This window comes from Streptomyces sp. NPDC007205 (assembly GCF_040634095.1).
In the GTDB taxonomy this organism is placed as follows: domain Bacteria; phylum Actinomycetota; class Actinomycetes; order Streptomycetales; family Streptomycetaceae; genus Streptomyces.
In genome coordinates this window covers 26114-45460 of record NZ_JBEYEW010000019.1, presented here as the reverse complement: position 1 = coordinate 45460, position 19347 = coordinate 26114, and the positions used below count along the sequence as shown (strand labels likewise).

Below are 19347 nucleotides of genomic sequence, written 5' to 3'. Positions count from 1 at the left end.
CGAATCGGACATCAGCGGCGAAAGGGGGCGTCAACTGCCGCTAGTTTCCGCCCTTTTCGGCACCGACTTCCAGGGTCTGACCGGCGGTGATGTGGTTCGGGTCGGCACCGATGACGCTCTTGTTCCCGTCGTAGAGCGCATGCCACCCGCCGGCGACGCCCAGGGAGTCGGCGATGGAGGCCAGGGTGTCCCCCTCACGCACGGTGTAGGCGTCCGTCGCGCGGCCGGCGTGACGGCCGGAAGAGGGGGCATTCTGACCGTTTGTCACGCTTTCGTCCGCACTGCCGCCCCGGTGGCGTCCGCCGCTGCCGAGCGCGCCGGTGTCGACCAGGCTCCAAGAACCGGCGGACTGCTGGTAATTGTCCGATTCGTCGGTACCGGGGGTTGCCGTCGGTGAGCTGCCATCGCCCTGCGAGCCGCCACCGTCGGAGGAACCGGTCTTGTCGGGCTTGTCGGACTTGGGGGTACCGGTTCCAGCGGAGCCCCCGGGCGCCTCCGGGGTCTTCGTGGCGTGGTGGCTCTGGTGCGGAGACGGCGTGGCGCCCGAGTCCGACGGGGAGCCGGAGGCAGCCGGACCCGAGGAGGCCGAGCCGGAGGAATCCGAACCGGAGGCCGAGTTGGAGGTCGAGTCGGAGCCGGAGTCGGAACCAGAGCCGGATGCGGACGAATCCGGCAGACCGGACGGGTCGGAGCTGTCGGCCGAGCCGGAGGTGTCCCCGGAGCCGCCCGTGTCACCCGACCCGCCGGTGCCGCCGGGGCCGCCGACGCCGGTGTCGACGTCGACCGAACCGGAGTCGGAGGTCAGGCCGGAGAGGACGGCGCAGGTGGCCCACCGCTTGGTGCCCTGGTCGGCCAGGATCTTCTCGGCGACGGCTATCTGCTGCGAGCGGCTGGCCTGGTCGGCGCTGTCGGCGTACTGCGTGCCGCCGTACTTGCCCCAGTCGTCCTGCGAGATCTGCAGGCCGCCGTAGTAGCCGTTCCCGGTGTCCGCGCTCCACGAACCGCCGCTCTCGCACTCGGCGACCTTGTCCCAGGTGGTGCCGTCGGCCGCGTGGGCGCTCGCCGCGCCGAGCAGCGGGATGGCGATGGCGGAGCCGGTCACTCCGGCCGCGACGAGGAGGGCCGGAGCCTGACGGGGGCGACGGTGACGACCGTTCCCGGAGAGCATGCGGAAGCCTTTCGTGCGACAGCAGGACCGGCGCGGCGCACTGAAACCCTTCGCCACGCTGATGGGTGAACGTATCGGCAGACGATCACTTGTCACAAGTTAATGCCGCGCAGATCACGTGAAGATCACAAAGTTGAACGCCCTTCACGTTCACCGTCGCCCGGCTGTTCCGGCGGCCGGCGTGAACTCGACGGGCAGGGTGCGCAGGCCGCGCATGATGAGCCCGCCACGCCAGCGCAACTCGTCCGGGTCCACGGCGAGCCGCAGGTCCGGCAGCCGGGTGAGCAGGGTGGCGAGCGCGGTCTGGCCCTCCAGCCGGGCGAGCGGCGCGCCGAGGCAGTAGTGGATGCCGTGGCCGTAGCCGAGGTGCTGGTTGTCGCGGCGGGCGAGGTCCAGCACGTCCGGGCCGGCGAACCGCTCCGGGTCCCGGTCGGCCGCCGCGAGCACCACGAGCACCGGGTCCCCGGGCGCGATGTCCTGGCCGCCGATGGTGAGCGGCTCGGTGGCGAACCGCCAGGTGGCCAGCTCCACCGGGCCGTCGTAGCGCAGGAGTTCCTCCACCCCGGTCTCCAGCAGGCCGGTTTCCCGCCTGGCCAGGGAGTCCTGGAGCCGCTCGCGCTGCTCGGGGTGGGTGAGCAGGGCGTAGGTGCCGTTGCCGATGAGGTTGACGGTCGTCTCGAAGCCGGCGAACAGCAGGATGAACGCCATCGCCGCGGCCTCGTTCTCGGTGAGGTGCTCGCCGTGGTCGGAGGCCCGGATGAGGCCGGAGATGAGGTCCTCGCCGGGCGCGGGCTCGGCGGGCAGCGCCTCGCGCTTCTTGTGGATGAGCTCGGCGAGGTAGCCGCGCATCTTCTTCACCGACCGGGCGACTCCGCCCCGCGGCCCTCCGCCGTGCCGGATCATCATGCCCGCCCAGTCCCGGAAGTCGTCCTGGTCCTCGCGCGGGACACCGAGCAGGTCGCAGATGGCGTAGATGGGCAGCGGGAAGGCGAACTCGTGGATGAGGTCGGCCGAACCGCTCGCCGCGAAACGGCCGATGAGGTGGTCGGTCAGCTCCTGCACCCGGGGTGCGAACTCCGCGACCCGGCGCGGGGTGAACGCCTTGCTGACCAGCCGGCGCAGCCGGGTGTGGTCCGGCGGGTCGATGTTCAGCAGATGGGTCATCAGCTCGGCCTTGCGCTCGCCGGGGATGCCGGTCTTGCCCTTGGCGTGCGCGGGCTCGTCGTGATGCGCCGGGTTCTTGCTCAGCCGCTGGTCGGCCAGGGCCTGCCTGGCGTCGGCGTACCGGGTGACCAGCCAGGCCTCGACCCCGCTGGGCAACCGCGTCCGGTGCACCGGCGCGTGCTCGCGCAGCCAGGCGTAGGCGGGGTAGGGGTCGGTGGCGAACTCCCAGGTGAACAGGGCGGGAGCGGAGTCGGGGAGGGAGTGTGGGGTGGAGCCGGGGGCGGTCCGGGGGTGGTGCTGGTCGGTCACTCCCCGACCGTATCCGGACTCGGGTGGGCCTCCGCGTCCCGGTGGCCGTCGCGGGCCGCGCGTATCGCCTCGGGCCCGGCACCCTCCGCCTGCCGGATCGCGTCCCGGTACGCCCGCGCCGCCGCCCGCAGGGCCGACTCCGGGTCCACGCCGTCCGCCTCGGCACGGACCGCCAGGGCGAGCAGTTCCCAGCCGATGCCCTCGCCGTGCGGCAGGCGTACGTCCAGGTCCGCCGTACGGGCGCGGGAGGCGAGCTTGGCGGCGAGGGCCAGTCCGGGCTGGCCGAGCGGGACGCCGTCCGTGACCGAGGTGCGCTGCTTCTCCTCTGCCTTGGTGCGCAGCCAGTGCGCCTTGACGTCCTCCGGTGTCTCGGCCTTCTCGTCGCCGAAGACATGCGGGTGCCGGTGGACGAGCTTGGCGACGATGCCGCCGGCCACGTCGTCGACGGAGAACGGCGCGTCCGGGTGTTCCTCGGCGATCCGGGCGTGGAAGACGACCTGGAGCAGGACGTCGCCCAGCTCCTCGCGCAGTTCCTCCCGGTCGCCGGCCTCGATCGCCTCGACCAGCTCGTACGCCTCCTCGAGGCCGTACTTGGCGAGGCCCTCGTGGGTCTGCCGGGACGACCAGGGGCATTCGGCGCGGATGCGGTCCATGACCTGCACGAGGTCCAGCAGGCGGGCGCCGGGCAGGTCGTAGGAGGCGGGCAGCAGCTCCAGCTCCGGCATGCGGACGCGGCCGGAGCCGGCCAGCCGGGCCAGGCCGTCGGTGAGCGCGGGCTCTCCCTCAGCGGTGGCCACGACCACCACGGTCCGCCCGCCGGCGCACGCGTCGACCAGCTCCTGCGCGGTGGGGGACGCCTCCTCCACCGCTATGCCCGCCTCGCGCAGATACGGCAGCTGCGGATGCGCCCCGTCCGCGCAGAGCACGGCGTCGGCGGCGCGCAGTGCCTGCCAGGCGGGCCAGGACAGCAGACCGGGGGCGACGCGGTGGCTGGTGGTGAGCAGGACGATGCGGCCCGGGTCGGTGGCGGGGGCGAGGTCGGAGCTGGATGCGTTCACAGTCCGAACGTAACCCACGGTGGGAGGCAGCGGATTTGGCTATCCACAGGGTGGGGGTGTTCATGTGATCGTATGACTGCCGACCGTCGACCGGCTACGCCGTCAGCGGCTGTCCGCCCGACACCGCCGTGACCTCCCGTACCCACGGCGTCCTGGCGTCCACGCGGCTGCTCTTCTGCACGTCCCAGCCGCCGTAGCGCGGGTTGAGGGAGATGCGGAGTTCCCGGGATGCGGTGGACAGGGCCTTCCAGAAAGCGGGCCGGGAGGTGTCGGTGCCGAGCTTCTGGGCCAGCTTCTGCGCCTCCAGCTGGAGCCGGAGGTTGTCGTCGAGGTGGGCGGGGGCGATGCCGTACTTCTGCAGCCAGGCGGCCTGCAGCCCCTTGGCGCCGCCGGCCTGCTGCTCCAGGCCGGCACGCATCTGCTGGACCTCCTTGCGGGTGACCGTGATGTCCGCGTCCTGCGCGGCACGGTCCAGCACCCGGTCGAGGACCATGTTGTGCAGGGTGTCCCGGGTGAGACTGCTGGTGGAGGCGAGGACCTGCTGGTACTGGGTCTCGTCCGGCACCGCGGCCCGCTGTGCCCTGCGGACCTCGTCGACCCGGCTCTGCAGCTGGGCGACGGTGATCCGCTGCCCACCGACGACGGCCGCGGCGCCCGGGTGCGTGTCGTTTCCGCAGGCGGTGAGCAGGGGTGCCGCGGCGGCGATCGCGGCGGTGAGGACGAGCGCGGTGCGACGGCGGCGGTGCAAGGGGACCTCCAAGGGAGATTGTGCGACGGTGCACAAAGTCTTGCGGTGATCGATGGTAGGCAGTGGGCGGGCCGGGGCCAACCCATTCGACCAACGATTCGCACGCACTTGGGGCACCGCTGCGCCCCCGCACCCACCGCTTCGGCTCAGCCGGTGGCGCACGCCCCGTTCGTGACGTCGTACGCGCTAACCGCGCACCTGTCCGAGCCACTGCAGGGTGCGCCGGATCTCCAGGGCCATCGGGTGACCGGGGCCGCGCAGCCGCTCCACGTCCATCAGCAGCCGGGCCAGCGTGTCATGGGCGGACGGCCGGTCGCCCACGGCGAGCAGCAGATGGCCGATACGCCGGCGGACGTCATGGGCGAGCTGCGGGTCGCCGGAGACGTACTGGTTCTCGTAGTACGGCAGCAGCGCGCGGTACTCGGCGAGCGCCGCCGCCGGTTCGCCCAGCTGCTCCAGGCACTGCGCGGCCTCGTAGCGGTAGCGCAGGGACTGCGGGTCGGCCTGGCCGGCCTCGGCGGCGCGTTCGTCGGCGAGGCGGCGCAGTTCGGGCAGTGCGCGCCGGTACTGGCCGTCGTCCATGAGCGTCGCCGCGTACTGCTTGCGCAGCGTGCGCACCACCGGGGAGTGCTCGCCGTGCTGTTCGGCGGCGGCGGGCAGGATCGCGCCCAGGATGTCCACGGCCTGGGTGATGCGCCCCTCCCCCAGCAGGCGCTTGACCTCGTCCACGGCCGCGGCGACGTCCGGCTTCTCGGCCACGCGCGGCGCCGGCGCGACGGGGGCGGGCTGGGGCGCGGGGGTCCGCGCACGGTCCGGCCAGGGGGCGTGCGGGCGCAGGAAAGGGCGCGTGGGGTCCAACGGCGCCCCTGTGGGCGTCCCGCGCGCGGGCAGGAGCAGCGCCAGGTCCTCGTACACCTCCTGCGCGGAGGCCGGGCGGTGCTGCGGGTCCTTGGCGAGCAGCCGCAGGACGAGCGTCTCCAGCGCCTCGGGGACCTCGGGGCGGATCCGGCGCACGGGCACCGGCGGCTCGTACAGGTGCCGGTGCAGCACGCCGAGCGCCGTGGAGCCCGCGAACGGCACGTCACCGCTGAGCAGTTCGTGCATCAGCACGCCGAGCGCGTACAGGTCGGTGTACGGGCCGACCGCGCCGCCCATCGCCTGCTCCGGCGCCATGTAGGCGGGCGAGCCGATCGGGGAGCCGGTGTGGGTGAGACGCGTGGTGTCGGTGTCCATGACGGACGCCACGCCGAGGTCGAGCACGGTGACCGTGCCGTCCTGCTTGACCATCACGTTGCGCGGCTTGAGGTCGCGGTGCACGATCGGCACGGCGTGCACGGCGCTCAGCACGGCGCACAGTTGCGCGGCCACCGCGACCGTCCACGGCCACGGGTACGGATCGTGCTCGGCGAGATGGTCGGACAGGTCGGCGCCGTCGATGTACTGCATGACGAGGAACAGCTCCTCGCCCTCGCTGCCCGCGTCGTGCACGGTCACCAGACCGGGATGGTCCACCTGCGCGGTCACCCGGCACTCGCGCAGGAACCGGCGGCGCAGCTCGTCCGCCTCCTGGCCCGCCACCTTGTCGGGGCGCAGCAGCTTCACCGCCACGCGCCGGTCGAGCCGCCGGTCGTACGCCGTCCACACCTGGCCCATGCCGCCCTGCCCGATGAGCGTGGACAGCTCGTACCGGCCGGCGACGACTCGTCCTGTCGCCACGCTCACCTGCCGCCCTCGTGGCTGTCGTGCCGGCCGTCGTGCTGGCGCAGGTAGTCGCTCAGCTCGTCCAGTTCGGCGCGCACCTGCTCGATGTGGGTGGGCGCCGGGCGCTGCGGCGGCGGGGTGGCCAGCGGCGGCCGGGGCGGGGGCGTGCGGGGCATCGGGGGCGGCGTGTGCGGGGCGACCGGGGCCGGCGGGAAGGGCGTTTCGCGGCCCGCGTGACCGATCGGCACGGTGGGGACGGTCGCCGCCGGGTACGGGTTCGCGGGGCCCGGGTAGGCGTAGCCGGCCTGTGCCGCGTACGTCCGCCGCCACAGTGCGTAGTGGCGGATCTCCGCGGTGAGGTAGTACGCCGTCGTGGCCACCAGCCCGCCGAACAGCATGAACATGCCGAAGTAGCCGATCGGGGTGTGCACGTCGTCGCCGGGCTCGCTGCCCACCAGCGCCACGCTGAGGAAGTTGATGATCAGCGCGGCGCCGAACAGGCACCAGTCCAGCGCCCGCCGCGTGACGATCGCCAGCCGCAGCAGCATCACCCAGGCCAGGAAGCCGATGCTGAACATCCCGATCGCCACGAACAGCAGACGCAGCAGAACCAGCCCTGCGGTGTGCGGCGGCTGCTTCACCGGCTGTCCGTAGCCGTGGCCTTGCATGACTGCTCCTGATGCCTGATGTGGGCGTGCGTGTCCGCCCGGCGCGCTCCGCGGGGCGGGCAACGCCGGTCGTGCGATTGTCGCTTCGAGCATATGACCCGACACGGACAAGGACACGGGCGAGCGTCCCGGTTGTACCGAACCGTTGTCCGGCCCGCACCCACGATCAGTCAGGCGCCACCGTGCCGTCGGTGAGGCCGTCGTACATCCCGCGCACGAGCTGGTCCCCGAGCCGGCTCGCGTGGCGCAGCGACCGCTCGAACTCGTCGAGTGCGCGGAAGCGCGCGCCGTAGCGCCGTTGTTCGTCCAGCGGAAGCCGGGGCAGCTGTAGGCGGCGCACGTCCAGCCGGGTCGCGGTGGAGGCATAGCTGCTGGCCTGCCGGTTGTTCGCGGTGCCGCGCAGGAAGCCGGCGAGGAACCACGGGTCGAGCGCCGTGCGATCGGGGCGCAGAAGCACGAGGTTGCGCCCCAGGGCGGCGCCCCCCGTCGCCTCGTCGATCACGCGCGCCACCGAGCCACCGCCCAGAACCGGTACGACGACGTCGCCCGGCTCGGTCAGTACGGCCTCCTCCTCGCTCTCCGGCAGCGTCCCGGAGGGCGCCGAGCCGGCGAGGACGTCGTGGTCGGTGAGCACGGGCACGCGCGCGTGGCCGCCGTTTCCACCGGTGCGCATCATCAGCGCGCCTCCGCGCGCGAGTTCACCGACGGTGGTGAGCGGCCAGCGCGCGCCCGGCGCGGGCGCTGCGGGCGGCGGAGTGAGCTCGGCGGTCAGGCGCAGGGTCGCGCCGAGGCGTTCGCGCACCGCCGTGAGCTGCTCCGCGCCGTCGGCCACGGCGGCCGGCGGCAGATGGCGGGCGGGGGCGAGGTCGACGTCGTCGTCGAGGAGTTCGATGACCGGCACGGACCGGGCGAGCCCCGGCCGGTCCTCCAGCCGCCCCGCGCGCTCGAAGGCGCGCCAGGCGTCCAGGGCCGCCTCCCGCACCGCCGCCCAGTCCGGCCCGCCGCGCCCCTCCCCGGCGAACCTCCCCGTGTCCACGAGCAGCACCTCGGGCGCCGCCGGCGTCCGGTCGGGCCGGCGCAGCACCCATACGTGCAGCGGGATGTTGTACGGCGGAGCCGCCCCGACCGGCAGCGCGATCACGGCCCTGAGCGCGCCCCGGCGCAGCAGGTCGGCACGGATCCGGCGCCCGGAACGGCGGGAGGCGGCGGCCGGCGGCATGAGCAGCACGGCGAAGCCGCCGTCGGCCAGCCGGGCCAGCGCGTGCTGCACCCAGGCCAGCTCGGACTCGGTGCGGGCCGGGAATCCGTACTCCCAGCGGGGGTCGTAGGCGAGTTCGTCGTGGCCCCAGTTGCGCTCGTTGAACGGCGGATGGCACAGCACGGCGTCGGCGCGCAGTACGGGGTGGGCATCGGCGCGCAGGGTGTCGCCGGCGGCGCCGCGCACGGTGGCCCGGGAGTGCAGCGCGAGCCGCAGCGCGGTGAGCGCGGCCAGGTCGGGTGCGCTGTCCTGGGCGTACAGCTCCTGGTCGGGGCGGGTGCCGACGGCCCGCAGCAGGGCGCCGGTGCCGCAGGCCGGGTCCAGGACGGTACGGGCGGGGCCGGCGAGGTCGGCCATGAGTCCGGCGAGTTCGGCGGGGGTGAGCGTGTACTGGCGGGGGTTGGCGTCCAGGTGCCGGCCCAGCAGGAATTCGAAGGCCTGCCGCGCCCCCAGCTCAGCGGCCAGCTCGGCCGCGCCGCGCAGGAGGGGGGCGGAGAGGAGGAGTTGGGGGCCGGAGGGGGTGCGCAGCGCGGGGGTGGCGGTGGGGGTCGCGGGGGTGGGTGAGGTGTTCGCAGCAGGTGCCGCGGAGGGCGGGTTCACACCGGGCGTCGAGGAGCCGGCGTTCACAGCAGGTGCAGCGTGACCCGAGTTCACACCTGGCGTCGAGCGGAGGGCGTCCGCAGCCAGTGCCGCGTGACCGGAGTTCACACCCGGCGCCGTTGCACCGCCGTTCACGCCGGGTGCCGCCGGCGCGGCGTTCACAGCATCTGCCTCACCACGCCCATTCACCCCCTGAGCGCCACCGGAGGTGTTCACAGCAGCCACATGCCCCGCAGTTCGGCCGCCGCGCACCACCTGCCCCGCTGCTCCGCCGAAGCGCGGTGTCAGCGCCTGTTCCAGCGCGCCCGGCAGCATCGCGGCCAGGCGCGCGTCGGAGCCGGCGCTCACGTCGAGCCAGACGGTGGGTCGCTCGTGGATCAGCAGCAGGACGCATCCCGCGTGGACCAGGGCGGCCAGCGGGCCCTCGGGATGTCCGACGAGTTGCTGCCAGACGCGTTCCCGCAGCGGGACCTCGGCGATTTTGCCCTGCTTGCGCAGCCAGGCCTCGACCTCGGCGAGCGCGAAGGAGGGGCTGGTCTCGGTGCCACCGACCGGCTTGGGGAAGTCGGCGTGCCGGCGCCGCCAGTTGCTCACCGCGGCTCGGCCCACTCCGGCGAGCCGGGCGATTCCGGCGGCGGTCACCTCTGTCGCGCTGTGCTGCACCGGCCCCGCTCCCCTCGTCCCGTGTGTGGACCGAGCATACCGGCGCACACAAGATCCAAGCATTCACGAGCGTGTACACATCCAGACCCGTGAACCATGTTGACTCGGTTCACAAGCTCTGTTCTTATTGGCGCCGCGAACGATCGGCCGCTCACCGGTCACACTCACCCCTGTTACACCCACCCCTGTTTCAAGGACTGTCATGCACCTTTCCCCCCGTGTCACCACGCTGCTCGCCGTCGCCGTGCTTCCCCTGGCCCTCACCGCCTGCTCCTCCGGTTCGACCAAGGCGAAGGACCCGAACGCCGGTCTTTCCACCGGTACGCAGCTGAAGAAGGCACTGGCGCCCGCGTCGGCCTTCCCGGCCGGGCTCACCGCCGAGGCCGACGGTGCCTCGGACAGCGGCGGCGCGTTCCTCTCCCCGTCCGGCAGGACGACCGGTAAGCCGGACTGCACCAGGCTGGAGGGCACCTCCTGGATCCAGCTGAGCGGCTTCAAGGGGGGCGTGTCGTTCGCGCAGAACGACTACGCCAACCAGGACAAGACCGAGGAAGTCGCCCAGGAGATCGACCAGTTCCAGGGCGCCACGGCCACCGGCGTGATGAAGGACCTGCAGGACGTCGCCACCCGGTGCACCACGTTCACGGACACCGACACGCACGCCAAGGTGAAGCTCACGAGCACGCGCACGGCCGGGCTCGGCGACGAGGCCCGCACGATGACGCTGAAGAGCGGCGCCTGGGAGAACGGCACCACGCTGATCGCGGCACGCTCGGGCAGATCCGTGGTCACCGTGCTGTCCACGGCGGGCGGCGACAACGGCGCCGCGTCCGCGAAGAAAGTAACGACGACGATCCTGGCGGCGCTGAAGAAGGAGGCACAGCCGGGCGGCCGGGCCTGAACACCGGCTGCCCAGCCGCCACCCCGCCCCCGTGAAAGATGCCGATGCCTCCGACGTCCCGCCCCGCCGACAGGACGGCCGCCGAAGAAGCCGCCGTACGACACCGCGTCCTCCCCGGAACCTCGCCGCGTGCCGCGCTCGCTCTCGGCCTGCTGATCGGGTTCTATCTGCTGGCCCTGCTCGTCCTCGCCGCGCTGGCGCTCCTGGACGTCGCCCTGGCCCGGGGCCCCGGTTTCACGGTCGTCGCCGTCGAGGGCTACCTCGGCTCACTGGCGATCGCCTGGTGCGTGGTGCGGGTCGTCCTTCTCAGCCGTGGCCGCGGGGACGGGCGGGACGGGCCTTCCGGTCTGTCGCTGACGCCGCAGGAGCAGCCGGAGCTGTGGCGGCGCGTGCGTGACCTGGCCGAGCGGGTGGGCACGCGGCCGCCCGGGGAGATACGGGTGGTCCCGGGGGCCAACGCCATGGTGCGGGAGGACGTCCGGTGGCTCGGGCTGGCCGCGGGCGAACGACGGCTCTTCCTCGGCGTGGCGCTGCTGATCGGCCTGCCGGAGGACGAGCTGGACGCCGTACTCGCGCACGAGCTGGGGCATTACGCGCATGACGACACCCGGCTGGCCGGCCTGGTCTGGGCACTGCGCAGCAGGTTGCTGCACACCGTGCTCACCTTGCAGCAGCGGGCCGCGCGTCAGGAGGCCGAGGAGAAGGCGGCGTCGGCCGCACGGGCCGCACGGCGCCGGGCGGCCGGCAAGCCGCCACCGGTGACGCGGGAGCCCACGCGGGGCCCGGACCACTATCTGGCCGTCGTCTTCTCCGCGTACGCGAGGCTGTGCCTCCGCCTGACCGAGGCCGTCAGCCGCCGGCAGGAGTACGCGGCCGATCTGATGGCCGCCCGGATCGCCGGGCGGGACACCACGGCCGCCGCACTGCGCCGTATCCCCGCGCTCGAAGCCGCGGACGACCTCTATCTGAGCACTTACGCGCGGATGGGCTGGGCGGCCGGCCTGCTGCCGCCGGAGGGTCAGTTCTACGGCGGGCTCGCTCTTCTGCTCGCCGACGGCACACGCCGGGCGGAACTGGAGGCGCCGGCCCAGGAGCCGCTCCCGGAGCAGAGCTCTCCCTACGACAGCCATCCGCTCACGGCCGATCGCATCGCGGCGCTTGAGGCACTCCCCGACGACGGACGCGCCGCCCGGCGCGTGCGGCGCCCCGCGTCCGCGGCGCTCCGGGCCCCGGACGGCCTCCTGGCCGAGCTGGAGCGGGTCGTGCTGAGCCCGCAGGCGCTGTCCATGCGGCGGGTGCCGTGGTCCGAACTGCCGTCGCAGACCCGGCGCGCGAGCTGGGCGCGGGGTGCGGAGCCGCTGCTGCGGGCCATGACCCAGGCGGCCGGCGCGAGGGGCGTCACCCCACCCGGAGGCACGCACCTCGGCCGTCTCCTGGACATGATCGACCACGGCCTGCTGTACGACATCGCCGGCCGGCTGCCCAGATCGGAGCAGGCCGGCCGGAGCAGCGGCCGTGCGGCGCGCGAGTTCGCCAGGACGGCCTTCCGCTCGGCCCTGCGCCACCTGGTCCTGCTCGCCGCGCTGGACGCGGGGCTGTGCCGGTGGGAGCTGTGCTGGGCGGGGCCCCCGGTGCGGCAGGTGGCGCCCGACCGGCTCGCCGAGGCACTGGAGGAGGCCCTGGACTGCGCGGTCGCCGATCCACCGGACACGGCACCACTGCGCGCCCTGCTGTCCGGCGGGGCCGTTCTCTGGTAGGCCGACACGGCACTCCCACCCCCCGTCCTGCCCCGGCCGCCGCCCCGCGCCCTGCCCCGACACCTGCCCTGACACCCTCCCGCTCTCCCGCTCTCCCGCGAAAGCCTCTTCGGTCACCTCTCCAGGCGGCCCCACTCGGAAAGACCCGGTATGAACGTCCTGATCGACATAGCCGGTGCCGGCGCCCTCGTCTACGCGGCCGTCACCATCCCGCGCAACGCCCGCAAGGCGCGCGCACTGCGGGCCGAGGCGAAGGCCAAGGCGCCGGTCAACATCGACGCCGCCCAGTACGGGCTGGTGCCCGCCGCGCAGCTCGACACCCGTTTCGCGGGCCCGGATCCGGAGGCCGACGCGGTCGCGGCAGCGGCGCTCGCCGGTGACTGGCGGCGGGCCGCCGCCTACCTGGCAGGGGCGGGCCGCGACTGGGACCTGCGGTGGTACCGGCTCGGCATCCTCACGCACGCGGCCGCCGAGGACGACACCTGGGTCCAGGCGTGGAGAACCGAGCACCCCGACGACCCGTCCGCCGCGCTGGTGCACGCCGACGCGCTGGTCGCGCTCGCGGGCAAGGTCCGCGGTGGAAAGGGGGCGAAGCACACCACGGCCGAGCAGTTCGAGGGCTTCCACCGGCTGCTGGCCCAGGCGCTGCCCGCCTGCCAGGAGGCCGCGCGGATGGCACCCGACGATCCCTGCCCCTGGATCGCGCAGATCACCATCGCTCTGGGTCTGGGCTGGTCGCACGACGAGTTCCGCGCGCTGTGGGCAGAGATCACCGCACGCGACCCGCACCACTTCGGTGCCCATGCCAACGCCTTGCAGTACTGGTGCGCCAAGTGGCGCGGTTCGCACGAGCTGATGTACGCGTTCGCCGAGCAGGCCGCCGCCTCCGCCCCGCCGGGAAGCCTGCTGCCCGTACTGCGCCTGTACGCGCTGTTCGAGCACGCGTTCCGGGAGCGCGACGAGCCCGTGTACGGCCAGCCGTTCGTACAGGCGGCCGTGGACGCCACCCTGGACGCCGTGGACCAGGTGCCGGCCGGGCACCACCGGCTGCCGCTGGTCCGGCATCTGCTGGCGAAGATGCTGTTCCAGACGAAGCGGTACGCGGAGGCCGTCGAGCAGTTCCGGGCGGTCGGCGGATACATCGGCAGCGTGCCCTGGACCTACTCCGGCGACCCGGTCAAGGCCTTCGTCCACGCCCGCACCAACACGTTCGTCTTCTGGGAGAAGGCGGGCTGCCCCGCCCCTCCGCCCCGCGGTCACGCCACCGGGCTCTGACGGTCACCCGGGCGCGGGTTCGGCCGGCTACAGCGCGTGCCGCATCCAGACATTGGGCTCGACGTATACGGCGTACCCGCGCTCCGGTTCACAGCGGACCGGGACGAGCGCGCCGGGCACCTCGACGTCCTCTGCGGTGTCGAACGGCAGCCCCGTCCAGCGGCGCCACTCCTCCAGCGAGGCGCCCACGGTCATGGAGGCCGGCGCGATGGAGTCGATGCGTGCGCCGGCCCGCGCGTGGACGCGCAGCCACGGGTCCTCGGGCAGGCCGTCGGGGCGGACCCGGTGGGCGTACTCGGTGATCGGGGTGTGCGGTTCGCGGTGCTTGGCGCTGGGGCGGACGGGGGCGACGACCTCGCGGAAGCCGCGGGCGCGGGCGCGGTCCCGCATCGCCGAGAGCATGACGGCGGACAGGCCGTGGCCCTGGGCGTGCGGGGCGATGGTGACGGAGACGGCGCTCACCGTGTCGGGGCGGGTGCCGCGGCGCAGGTCGGCGAAGGCCCAGAGCAGGATCTGGTCCCAGCCGCGCGCGGGCAGGGTGCGCCGGCCGTCGGTGTCGAGGGCGAAGGGCACGCTGAAGGCGTGGGCGACAATGTCGCCGTGCTCGTCCTCGGCGAACAGCGCGTACTGAGGCAGTTCGGTGGGGATGCGGCCGTAATGGGCGGTGCCCACGGGGTCGTTGGTCACGAACTCGGGCCAGGTGTCGGCCATCTCGAACAACGCCGGCAGCCGGTCGGGCCGCTCGGCGATGCTGCTCACCTTGACGTCCATGACGCCCACGGTAGGCGCCGGCACCCGGCTCCGGAAATGAGTTTGCCGGTCAGCGGGGTGATGTGCGGGGTGACGCCGGCCCCCGCTCACCGCGCCCGGAAACGGTCCGGTGCCTTGGTGGGGATGCCGCCCGTGGGGAGTTTCTGGCCGGGGCAGCCGGTGAGGACCTTCTTCATGGCGGCCTTCTCGGCGGCGGTGACCCACAGGCCGTACTTCTTCTTCACCGCGACCTGGGCGGCCACATAGGTGCAGCGGTACTGCGGGTTGGGCGGCAGCCAGGTGGCCGCGTCGCCGTCGCCCTTGCCGCGGTTGGCGCTCGCGTCGACGGCGATGAGGTTGAGGGGGTCGTTGGCCAGCGCTATGCGTTTACCCGGGTCCCAGTACTCGGCGCCCTTCTGCCAGGCGTCGGAGAGGGCGACGACATGGTCGATGTCGACCTGGCTGCTGCCGCGCCGGTAGGTGATGTCCTTGCCGGAGTAGGGGTCGGGTTCGAGCAGGCCGTAGGAGACCTTGCAGGCGCCGCCGGTGAACTTCACGTTCTTCAGGTCGCGTTTGAGTATGTCGTCGCGGGTTATCTGCACTCCCCTCTTCTCTGCGAGAGACATGAGTGGCAGCCGTGTCCTCTCGTTGTGCCTTGCCGTTATCAGTCATACCAAGAGGCACATGAGCGACATGCTCAGGAGGGGGAGGATTCAGTGGTGTTGCGTGCCGAGAAGGCCATCTCACCCACCACGGGAGAGATCACCTGGCTGTTGGTCGACGAGGAGACGTACCGCCCTCATGCCGAGGCGCAGGAGTTCGCGCTCTACCTCCGAGGAGCAGGGCGCTCCCCGCAGACGCAGCGCGCTTACGTTCCTCGCATCGGGCGCTTCCTCAACTGGTGCGCAGAACGGGGCACCGACTGGAAGACCGTCGGGCTAGGCGACATGACCAGGTTCAAGTTCCACATCGAGCGGACACCGACCCGACACGGGCATCCGCCGTCGGGCAAGACCGTCAACGCGGTCCTCACCGCCGTCTGCGAGTTCCTTCGGTTCTGTGCCGTCCACGGGCACGTCGCCCACGAGGTCGCCGCCCGGCTGAGCGAGCCGCGCTTCCTGACGTCGCCCCCTGTCGGCTTCGATCCGGGTGAAGGCGGCCAGCACCTCATGGTGAAGGCTCGTGCATTGAAGGCGCCCGAGATCGAGTCGGCGCCCGCGACGCTCAGTCCGCCGCAGGTGACTAAAGTCCTCGATGCGGCGCGCACAGCCCGCGACCGATTGCTCCTGACCGTGCTCGTGGACGGAGGGCTGCGGATTGGCGAGGCTCTCGGGTTGCGGCGCGAGGACATGCACCTGTTGCCGAACTCGACGCATCTCGGGTGCCAAACCCGCGGCGCCCACCTGCACGTCCGGCCCCGCCAGCACAACGAGAACGGCGCACGCGCAAAGGCCGGCCGACACCGCATGGTGCCACTCGCTCAGAGCGCCGTTCACCGGTACCGCGAATATCTGGCCGAGCGGGAAGAGGTACCCGAAGCGGCAGCCTGTGACTACGTATTCGTCAATCTCGTCGGCGGCTGGGCGGGCCGTCCGATGTCGTACTCGAACGCGAAACAGGTCATCGAGCGCATCGGTGACCGCTGCGGCCTGCGTGCCCGGCCGCACGTGATGCGGCACACAGCGGCAACCCGGTGGATCCGCAGCGGCATCGCGCCAGATGTCGTGCAGACCTTGCTGGGGCATGCGTCATCGGCCAGCACGGCCATCTATCTCCACGCTCAGGACGAGGACCTTCGATCGGCCGTCGACGGCCTCACCCCGGAGACCGCGCGATGACATCGAGCGCTGTTCTCGCCGCGGTTCCCTCGCAGGCAACCACGCACTCCGACTGGTCCGCCTGGCTCGAAGAACGCCTCACTCCCGGTTGGCGAACGACTGAATGGGAGCCGGCCAAGGCACTGTTCACAGCTGATCCAGGCAATCCGACGACCCACGTGTTCACCTGCCTGGTCGCGGCTTGCTCCACGCACGTCGGGAGTAATGGAAGCCGCTGCGACGCCTGCCGCAAGGCGCGGCTGCTCAGGGGAAACCCTGCGGACTTCGACACGACGTACACCCCGGTGGTGGCTCGTCGACGGCCGAATGCCACGGACGGCGTGAAGCCCGGAGTCTCCCAGTTCTCTCTCGCACGCGTTTCGCCAGCCGTGCGACACGAGATTCTGTACGGGCTTCAGCAGCGCGACGACGCGGGAATCAGCCTTGTCCTCCAGCGCATGCGCCGCATCGTGGCCGGTCTTCCGCGGGGGCTCGATTCCCTCCTGAGCCTTGACTCCGAGTTCTCCTCCCAACTCCCCGCTGCCGCCCGAGGCGTGCTCAACGGTCTCCTCCTTCACGTCCGACGTGCGCGGGCCGAGTTCGAAGGCGCCGACCCCACCGCGGGTGACGTGTGGGAATGCGCTCTGGTGGGCCTGACCGCGGGCCGCGGCAGGAAGTACACAGCCGTTCACGGCGTGATCGATTTCCGGCCTGTACGACAGACGTGGTTGCGGGAGCTGGTCAAGGAGTACGGGCGCACCGCGCGTCCCGACGTTCTGGAGCTGAGGCAGACCGTGTACGCCGCGACCATCGCCTCGGCCGCGCTGAATCACCGCCCCGACGGAGACACCCCGGAGCGCCTGTCGATGGCGGACATGAACGCCGTAGTGGACCACTTCCGCGTCACCAAACGCCCCGAGGACGGGCACGACTACTCGACGAGCCACAGGCGGGCACTGCTGCGGAGCTGGCGCACCTTTCTGGAGTTCGCCCGGCAGGCCGGGATGATGGACCACATCCCCGGCGGGTTCGCCGTCAATCCCCGCTTTCACACCATCGCGGCGATCGAGGTCACCGAGGACGACATCGGCCGAGCCATACCTGAACACGTCATCGCTCAACTCGATGCGCACATCGACCTGCTGGGTACCTCCACCATGTACGAGAGCGGCGGTTGGACCACTGCCGACTTCGCCCGCATGTATCAGGTGGTCTACACAGTCCTGAGGGACACAGGTCGCCGCCCGGGCGAGGTCACCAGCCTGCGGCGAAACTGTCTTGAGTGGATCGACGGCAAACCCACGCTGATCTACGACAACCACAAACGGCGCCGCCACGGCCGCCGGCTACCGATCCCGGAGAGCACCGCCCGGGAGGTCGAAGCCTGGCAGAAGGAGTTGGAGGCTCTCCCTCCTGTGCCGGCCTGCACCCAGTGGCTGTTCCCCTCTCCCGGTCAACGCAACCGCCCCCGCCGTGGTCACCTGACCTCGGCGCAGTTCTGCAGCCGTATCTTCCGCATCTGGGTCGACGAGCTGATCCCCAGCATCTGGGACGAGCGCCTGGACGACAACGGCGAACCACTGGCATACGACCGCACCAAGATCGTCCCCTACGGCTTCCGGCACGCCTACGCCCAGCGCCACGCGGACGCCGGAACCCGGCCGGACGTCCTCCGGGAGCTCATGGACCACCGGTCACTCGACGTCACCATGGGCTACTACAAGGTCTCGCTGACCAGAAAGCAGGAGGCTGTCAGGACGGTGGCCAAGCTCGCCGTCGACCGACATGGCACCCCGCGCGGCTTCGAGGACCCTCTGGCCTATGAAGTAGAAAGCGTCGCGGTCCCGTTCGGCGGCTGCACCGAGCCGAGCAACGTCAAGGCCGGGGGTGGCCACTGCCGGATTCGTTTCCAGTGTGCTGGCTGCGACTTCTACCGGCCCGACCCGTCCTACCTGCCCGCTCTCGAACAACAGATCGCTGACCTGCGAGCGGACAAGGAGGCCGCTTTCGCGTTGGACGCCGCCGACTGGGTCGTGCGTAACCTCGACGACCAGATCCGCGCCTACTCGAAGTCGGCCGACGAGATGCGCCGCCGACTCGACGCCTTGCCGGAGGAGGAGCGAACCAGGGTGGAGGATGCCTCGCGCGAGCTGCGCAAGGCCCGCTCGGCTGCCGCCTTCATCCCCGTACAGTCGCTGACCACACGGAGTGCCCCGTGACCCCTCCCGCCTCCTACGATGCTGCGGGCCGGGAAGCACGTGTCCAGCGCCTTCGCGCCGCCCGCGCTCAGGACAGTGCAGTCAAGATCGACCGCGCCTTGAAGGTCGTTCACGACCTCCTTGCTTCCTGCCAGCGGATCACCTTCGCGCGCGTGGCCCGCGAAGCATCGGTGTCGACCTGGTTCGTCTACAACCAGCCGCAGGTGCGGAATGCCGTCCAGACCGCCATGCACGAGCAGCGCGCGCACGGACGCCGGACCGCTGCCACGCCGGACTCGAGGCTGGTCACCCCCGCCGGCTTGCAGACCGAACTCGCCTTGGCCCGGGAAGAGATCAAGGACCTGAAGAAGGAAAGGGACCGTCTCCGGGAACGCGTACGGCTCTCCCTCGGGGCGGAACTGGACGATGTAGGCCGCCGTCAGCTGGTCGAGCGGGTTCAGCAGCTGGAACAGCAGAACACGGACCTGAGGCGCGAACTATCGGAGACCAGGGATCGTCTCACCGGTGTGGAGCGGCGCCTGCAGGAGTCGGAAGACGACCTCACCGCCGCCAGGGCAAGTCTCCGTCGCGCGATGCGGGCGGTGCCCTCGAGCCCTCGAAATGACCAATGACGGAACCGGTGTGAGGCCCACGTTGTGGTAGGCAGGGTTCATGATCGGCCGACTCCCTCTTGACCAGCAACTTGAGTGCCTTCGTGCGACGCTGTCGCGGAACGAGGTGTTGACGAAGGTACTGGCACGAGCTGCGACCTTGAATCTGCCCGGGTGGTATCTCACGGCCGGGTGCCTCTTCCAGACTGTATGGAACGTGGTTACGGGCAGACCGCCGACCAGCGGCATCAAGGACTACGACGTCTTCTACTTCGACTCCGACGATGTGTCCTGGGAGGCGGAGGACGCTGTGATCAAGGCCGGACGGGAGGTCTTCGCAGGTCTGGCCGCAGAGGTTGAGATCCGGAACGAGGCGCGGGTGCACCTCTGGTACGAGGACAAGTTCGGAGTGGCGTGTCCGCCGTATGAGTCCACCGAGGCGGCGATCGACAGTTTCGCCGCTACGACGTGCTGTCTGGGAGTGCGTACTGAGGCGGACGGCGAGTGGCGGGTGTACGCGCCGCATGGCCTGTCAGACGTGTTCAACCTCGTCGTCCGACCGAACCCGGTGCTTGCTCCGCAGTCGGTCTACGAGGCCAAGGCGGCGCGGTGGCAGGAGCAGTGGCCCGAGCTGACGGTGTTGGACTGGCCCGCCATGAGTTCCGCGGCCCCCTCGACCGACGGCTGATCTCGGCTGCCTC

At 71.6% G+C, this 19347-nt stretch carries 15 protein-coding genes and 1 pseudogene; 7 read left to right on the top strand and 9 right to left on the bottom strand.

Annotated elements, in window-relative coordinates:
* Positions 1 to 40 precede the first annotated feature (40 nt).
* The 7 genes from ABZ624_RS27520 to ABZ624_RS27490 form a co-directional block, all read right to left on the bottom strand.
* Positions 41 to 1168, bottom strand: a complete 1128-nt coding sequence (locus tag ABZ624_RS27520) for a transglycosylase family protein (protein WP_360094338.1) — start codon at positions 1166 to 1168, stop codon at positions 41 to 43.
* 150 nt (positions 1169 to 1318) lie between these two features.
* Complete coding sequence (locus tag ABZ624_RS27515) at positions 1319 to 2569, bottom strand: cytochrome P450 (protein WP_360094558.1); 1251 nt, start codon at positions 2567 to 2569, stop codon at positions 1319 to 1321.
* Positions 2570 to 2637: 68 nt separating this feature from the next.
* Positions 2638 to 3699, bottom strand: a complete 1062-nt coding sequence (locus ABZ624_RS27510) for a nucleoside triphosphate pyrophosphohydrolase (protein WP_360094335.1) — start codon at positions 3697 to 3699, stop codon at positions 2638 to 2640.
* 94 nt (positions 3700 to 3793) lie between these two features.
* Positions 3794 to 4447, bottom strand: coding sequence for a SurA N-terminal domain-containing protein (locus ABZ624_RS27505; RefSeq protein ID WP_360094332.1), 654 nt, complete (start codon positions 4445 to 4447; stop codon positions 3794 to 3796).
* Positions 4448 to 4633: 186 nt separating this feature from the next.
* Positions 4634 to 6127: a protein kinase gene (locus ABZ624_RS27500; RefSeq protein ID WP_360094555.1), complete on the bottom strand. Its 1494-nt coding sequence runs from the start codon at positions 6125 to 6127 to the stop codon at positions 4634 to 4636.
* Between the two features lie 38 nt (positions 6128 to 6165).
* On the bottom strand, positions 6166 to 6816 hold the full coding sequence (locus ABZ624_RS27495; protein ID WP_360094329.1) for a hypothetical protein: 651 nt from the start codon (positions 6814 to 6816) through the stop codon (positions 6166 to 6168).
* A gap of 166 nt (positions 6817 to 6982) precedes the next feature.
* On the bottom strand, positions 6983 to 9337 hold the full coding sequence (locus ABZ624_RS27490) for an N-6 DNA methylase (RefSeq protein ID WP_360094326.1): 2355 nt from the start codon (positions 9335 to 9337) through the stop codon (positions 6983 to 6985).
* Positions 9338 to 9539: 202 nt separating this feature from the next.
* On the opposite strand from ABZ624_RS27490, the gene ABZ624_RS27485 reads away from it, so the two are divergent.
* From ABZ624_RS27485 to ABZ624_RS27475, 3 genes are all read left to right on the top strand, one after another.
* On the top strand, positions 9540 to 10238 hold the full coding sequence (locus ABZ624_RS27485; RefSeq protein WP_360094323.1) for a hypothetical protein: 699 nt from the start codon (positions 9540 to 9542) through the stop codon (positions 10236 to 10238).
* Between the two features lie 44 nt (positions 10239 to 10282).
* Positions 10283 to 11995 (top strand): M48 family metalloprotease, encoded by a 1713-nt coding sequence (locus ABZ624_RS27480; protein ID WP_360094321.1) that lies wholly within the window; start codon positions 10283 to 10285, stop codon positions 11993 to 11995.
* A 150-nt stretch (positions 11996 to 12145) separates the two neighbouring features.
* Complete coding sequence (locus tag ABZ624_RS27475; RefSeq protein WP_360094318.1) at positions 12146 to 13270, top strand: hypothetical protein; 1125 nt, start codon at positions 12146 to 12148, stop codon at positions 13268 to 13270.
* Positions 13271 to 13297: 27 nt separating this feature from the next.
* Here the strand turns inward: ABZ624_RS27475 and ABZ624_RS27470 are convergent, their stop codons facing one another.
* Both ABZ624_RS27470 and ABZ624_RS27465 read right to left on the bottom strand, forming a co-directional pair.
* Complete coding sequence (locus ABZ624_RS27470) at positions 13298 to 14041, bottom strand: N-acetyltransferase (protein WP_360094315.1); 744 nt, start codon at positions 14039 to 14041, stop codon at positions 13298 to 13300.
* Positions 14042 to 14127: 86 nt separating this feature from the next.
* A pseudogene (locus tag ABZ624_RS27465) lies at positions 14128 to 14613 on the bottom strand (HNH endonuclease family protein); the annotation flags it as partial.
* 126 nt (positions 14614 to 14739) lie between these two features.
* On the opposite strand from ABZ624_RS27465, the gene ABZ624_RS27460 reads away from it, so the two are divergent.
* From ABZ624_RS27460 to ABZ624_RS27445, 4 genes are all read left to right on the top strand, one after another.
* Positions 14740 to 15858: a tyrosine-type recombinase/integrase gene (locus tag ABZ624_RS27460; protein WP_360094312.1), complete on the top strand. Its 1119-nt coding sequence runs from the start codon at positions 14740 to 14742 to the stop codon at positions 15856 to 15858.
* Positions 15859 to 16295: 437 nt separating this feature from the next.
* Positions 16296 to 18056, top strand: coding sequence for a site-specific integrase (locus ABZ624_RS27455; RefSeq protein ID WP_360094309.1), 1761 nt, complete (start codon positions 16296 to 16298; stop codon positions 18054 to 18056).
* Entirely contained in the window at positions 18053 to 18667 is a 615-nt protein-coding gene (locus ABZ624_RS27450; RefSeq protein ID WP_360094306.1) for a DUF6262 family protein, read from the top strand. The genes ABZ624_RS27455 and ABZ624_RS27450 overlap by 4 nt, the downstream gene beginning before the upstream one ends.
* 40 nt (positions 18668 to 18707) lie before the next feature.
* Complete coding sequence (locus ABZ624_RS27445) at positions 18708 to 19334, top strand: nucleotidyltransferase family protein (RefSeq protein ID WP_360094303.1); 627 nt, start codon at positions 18708 to 18710, stop codon at positions 19332 to 19334.
* Positions 19335 to 19347 lie beyond the last annotated feature (13 nt).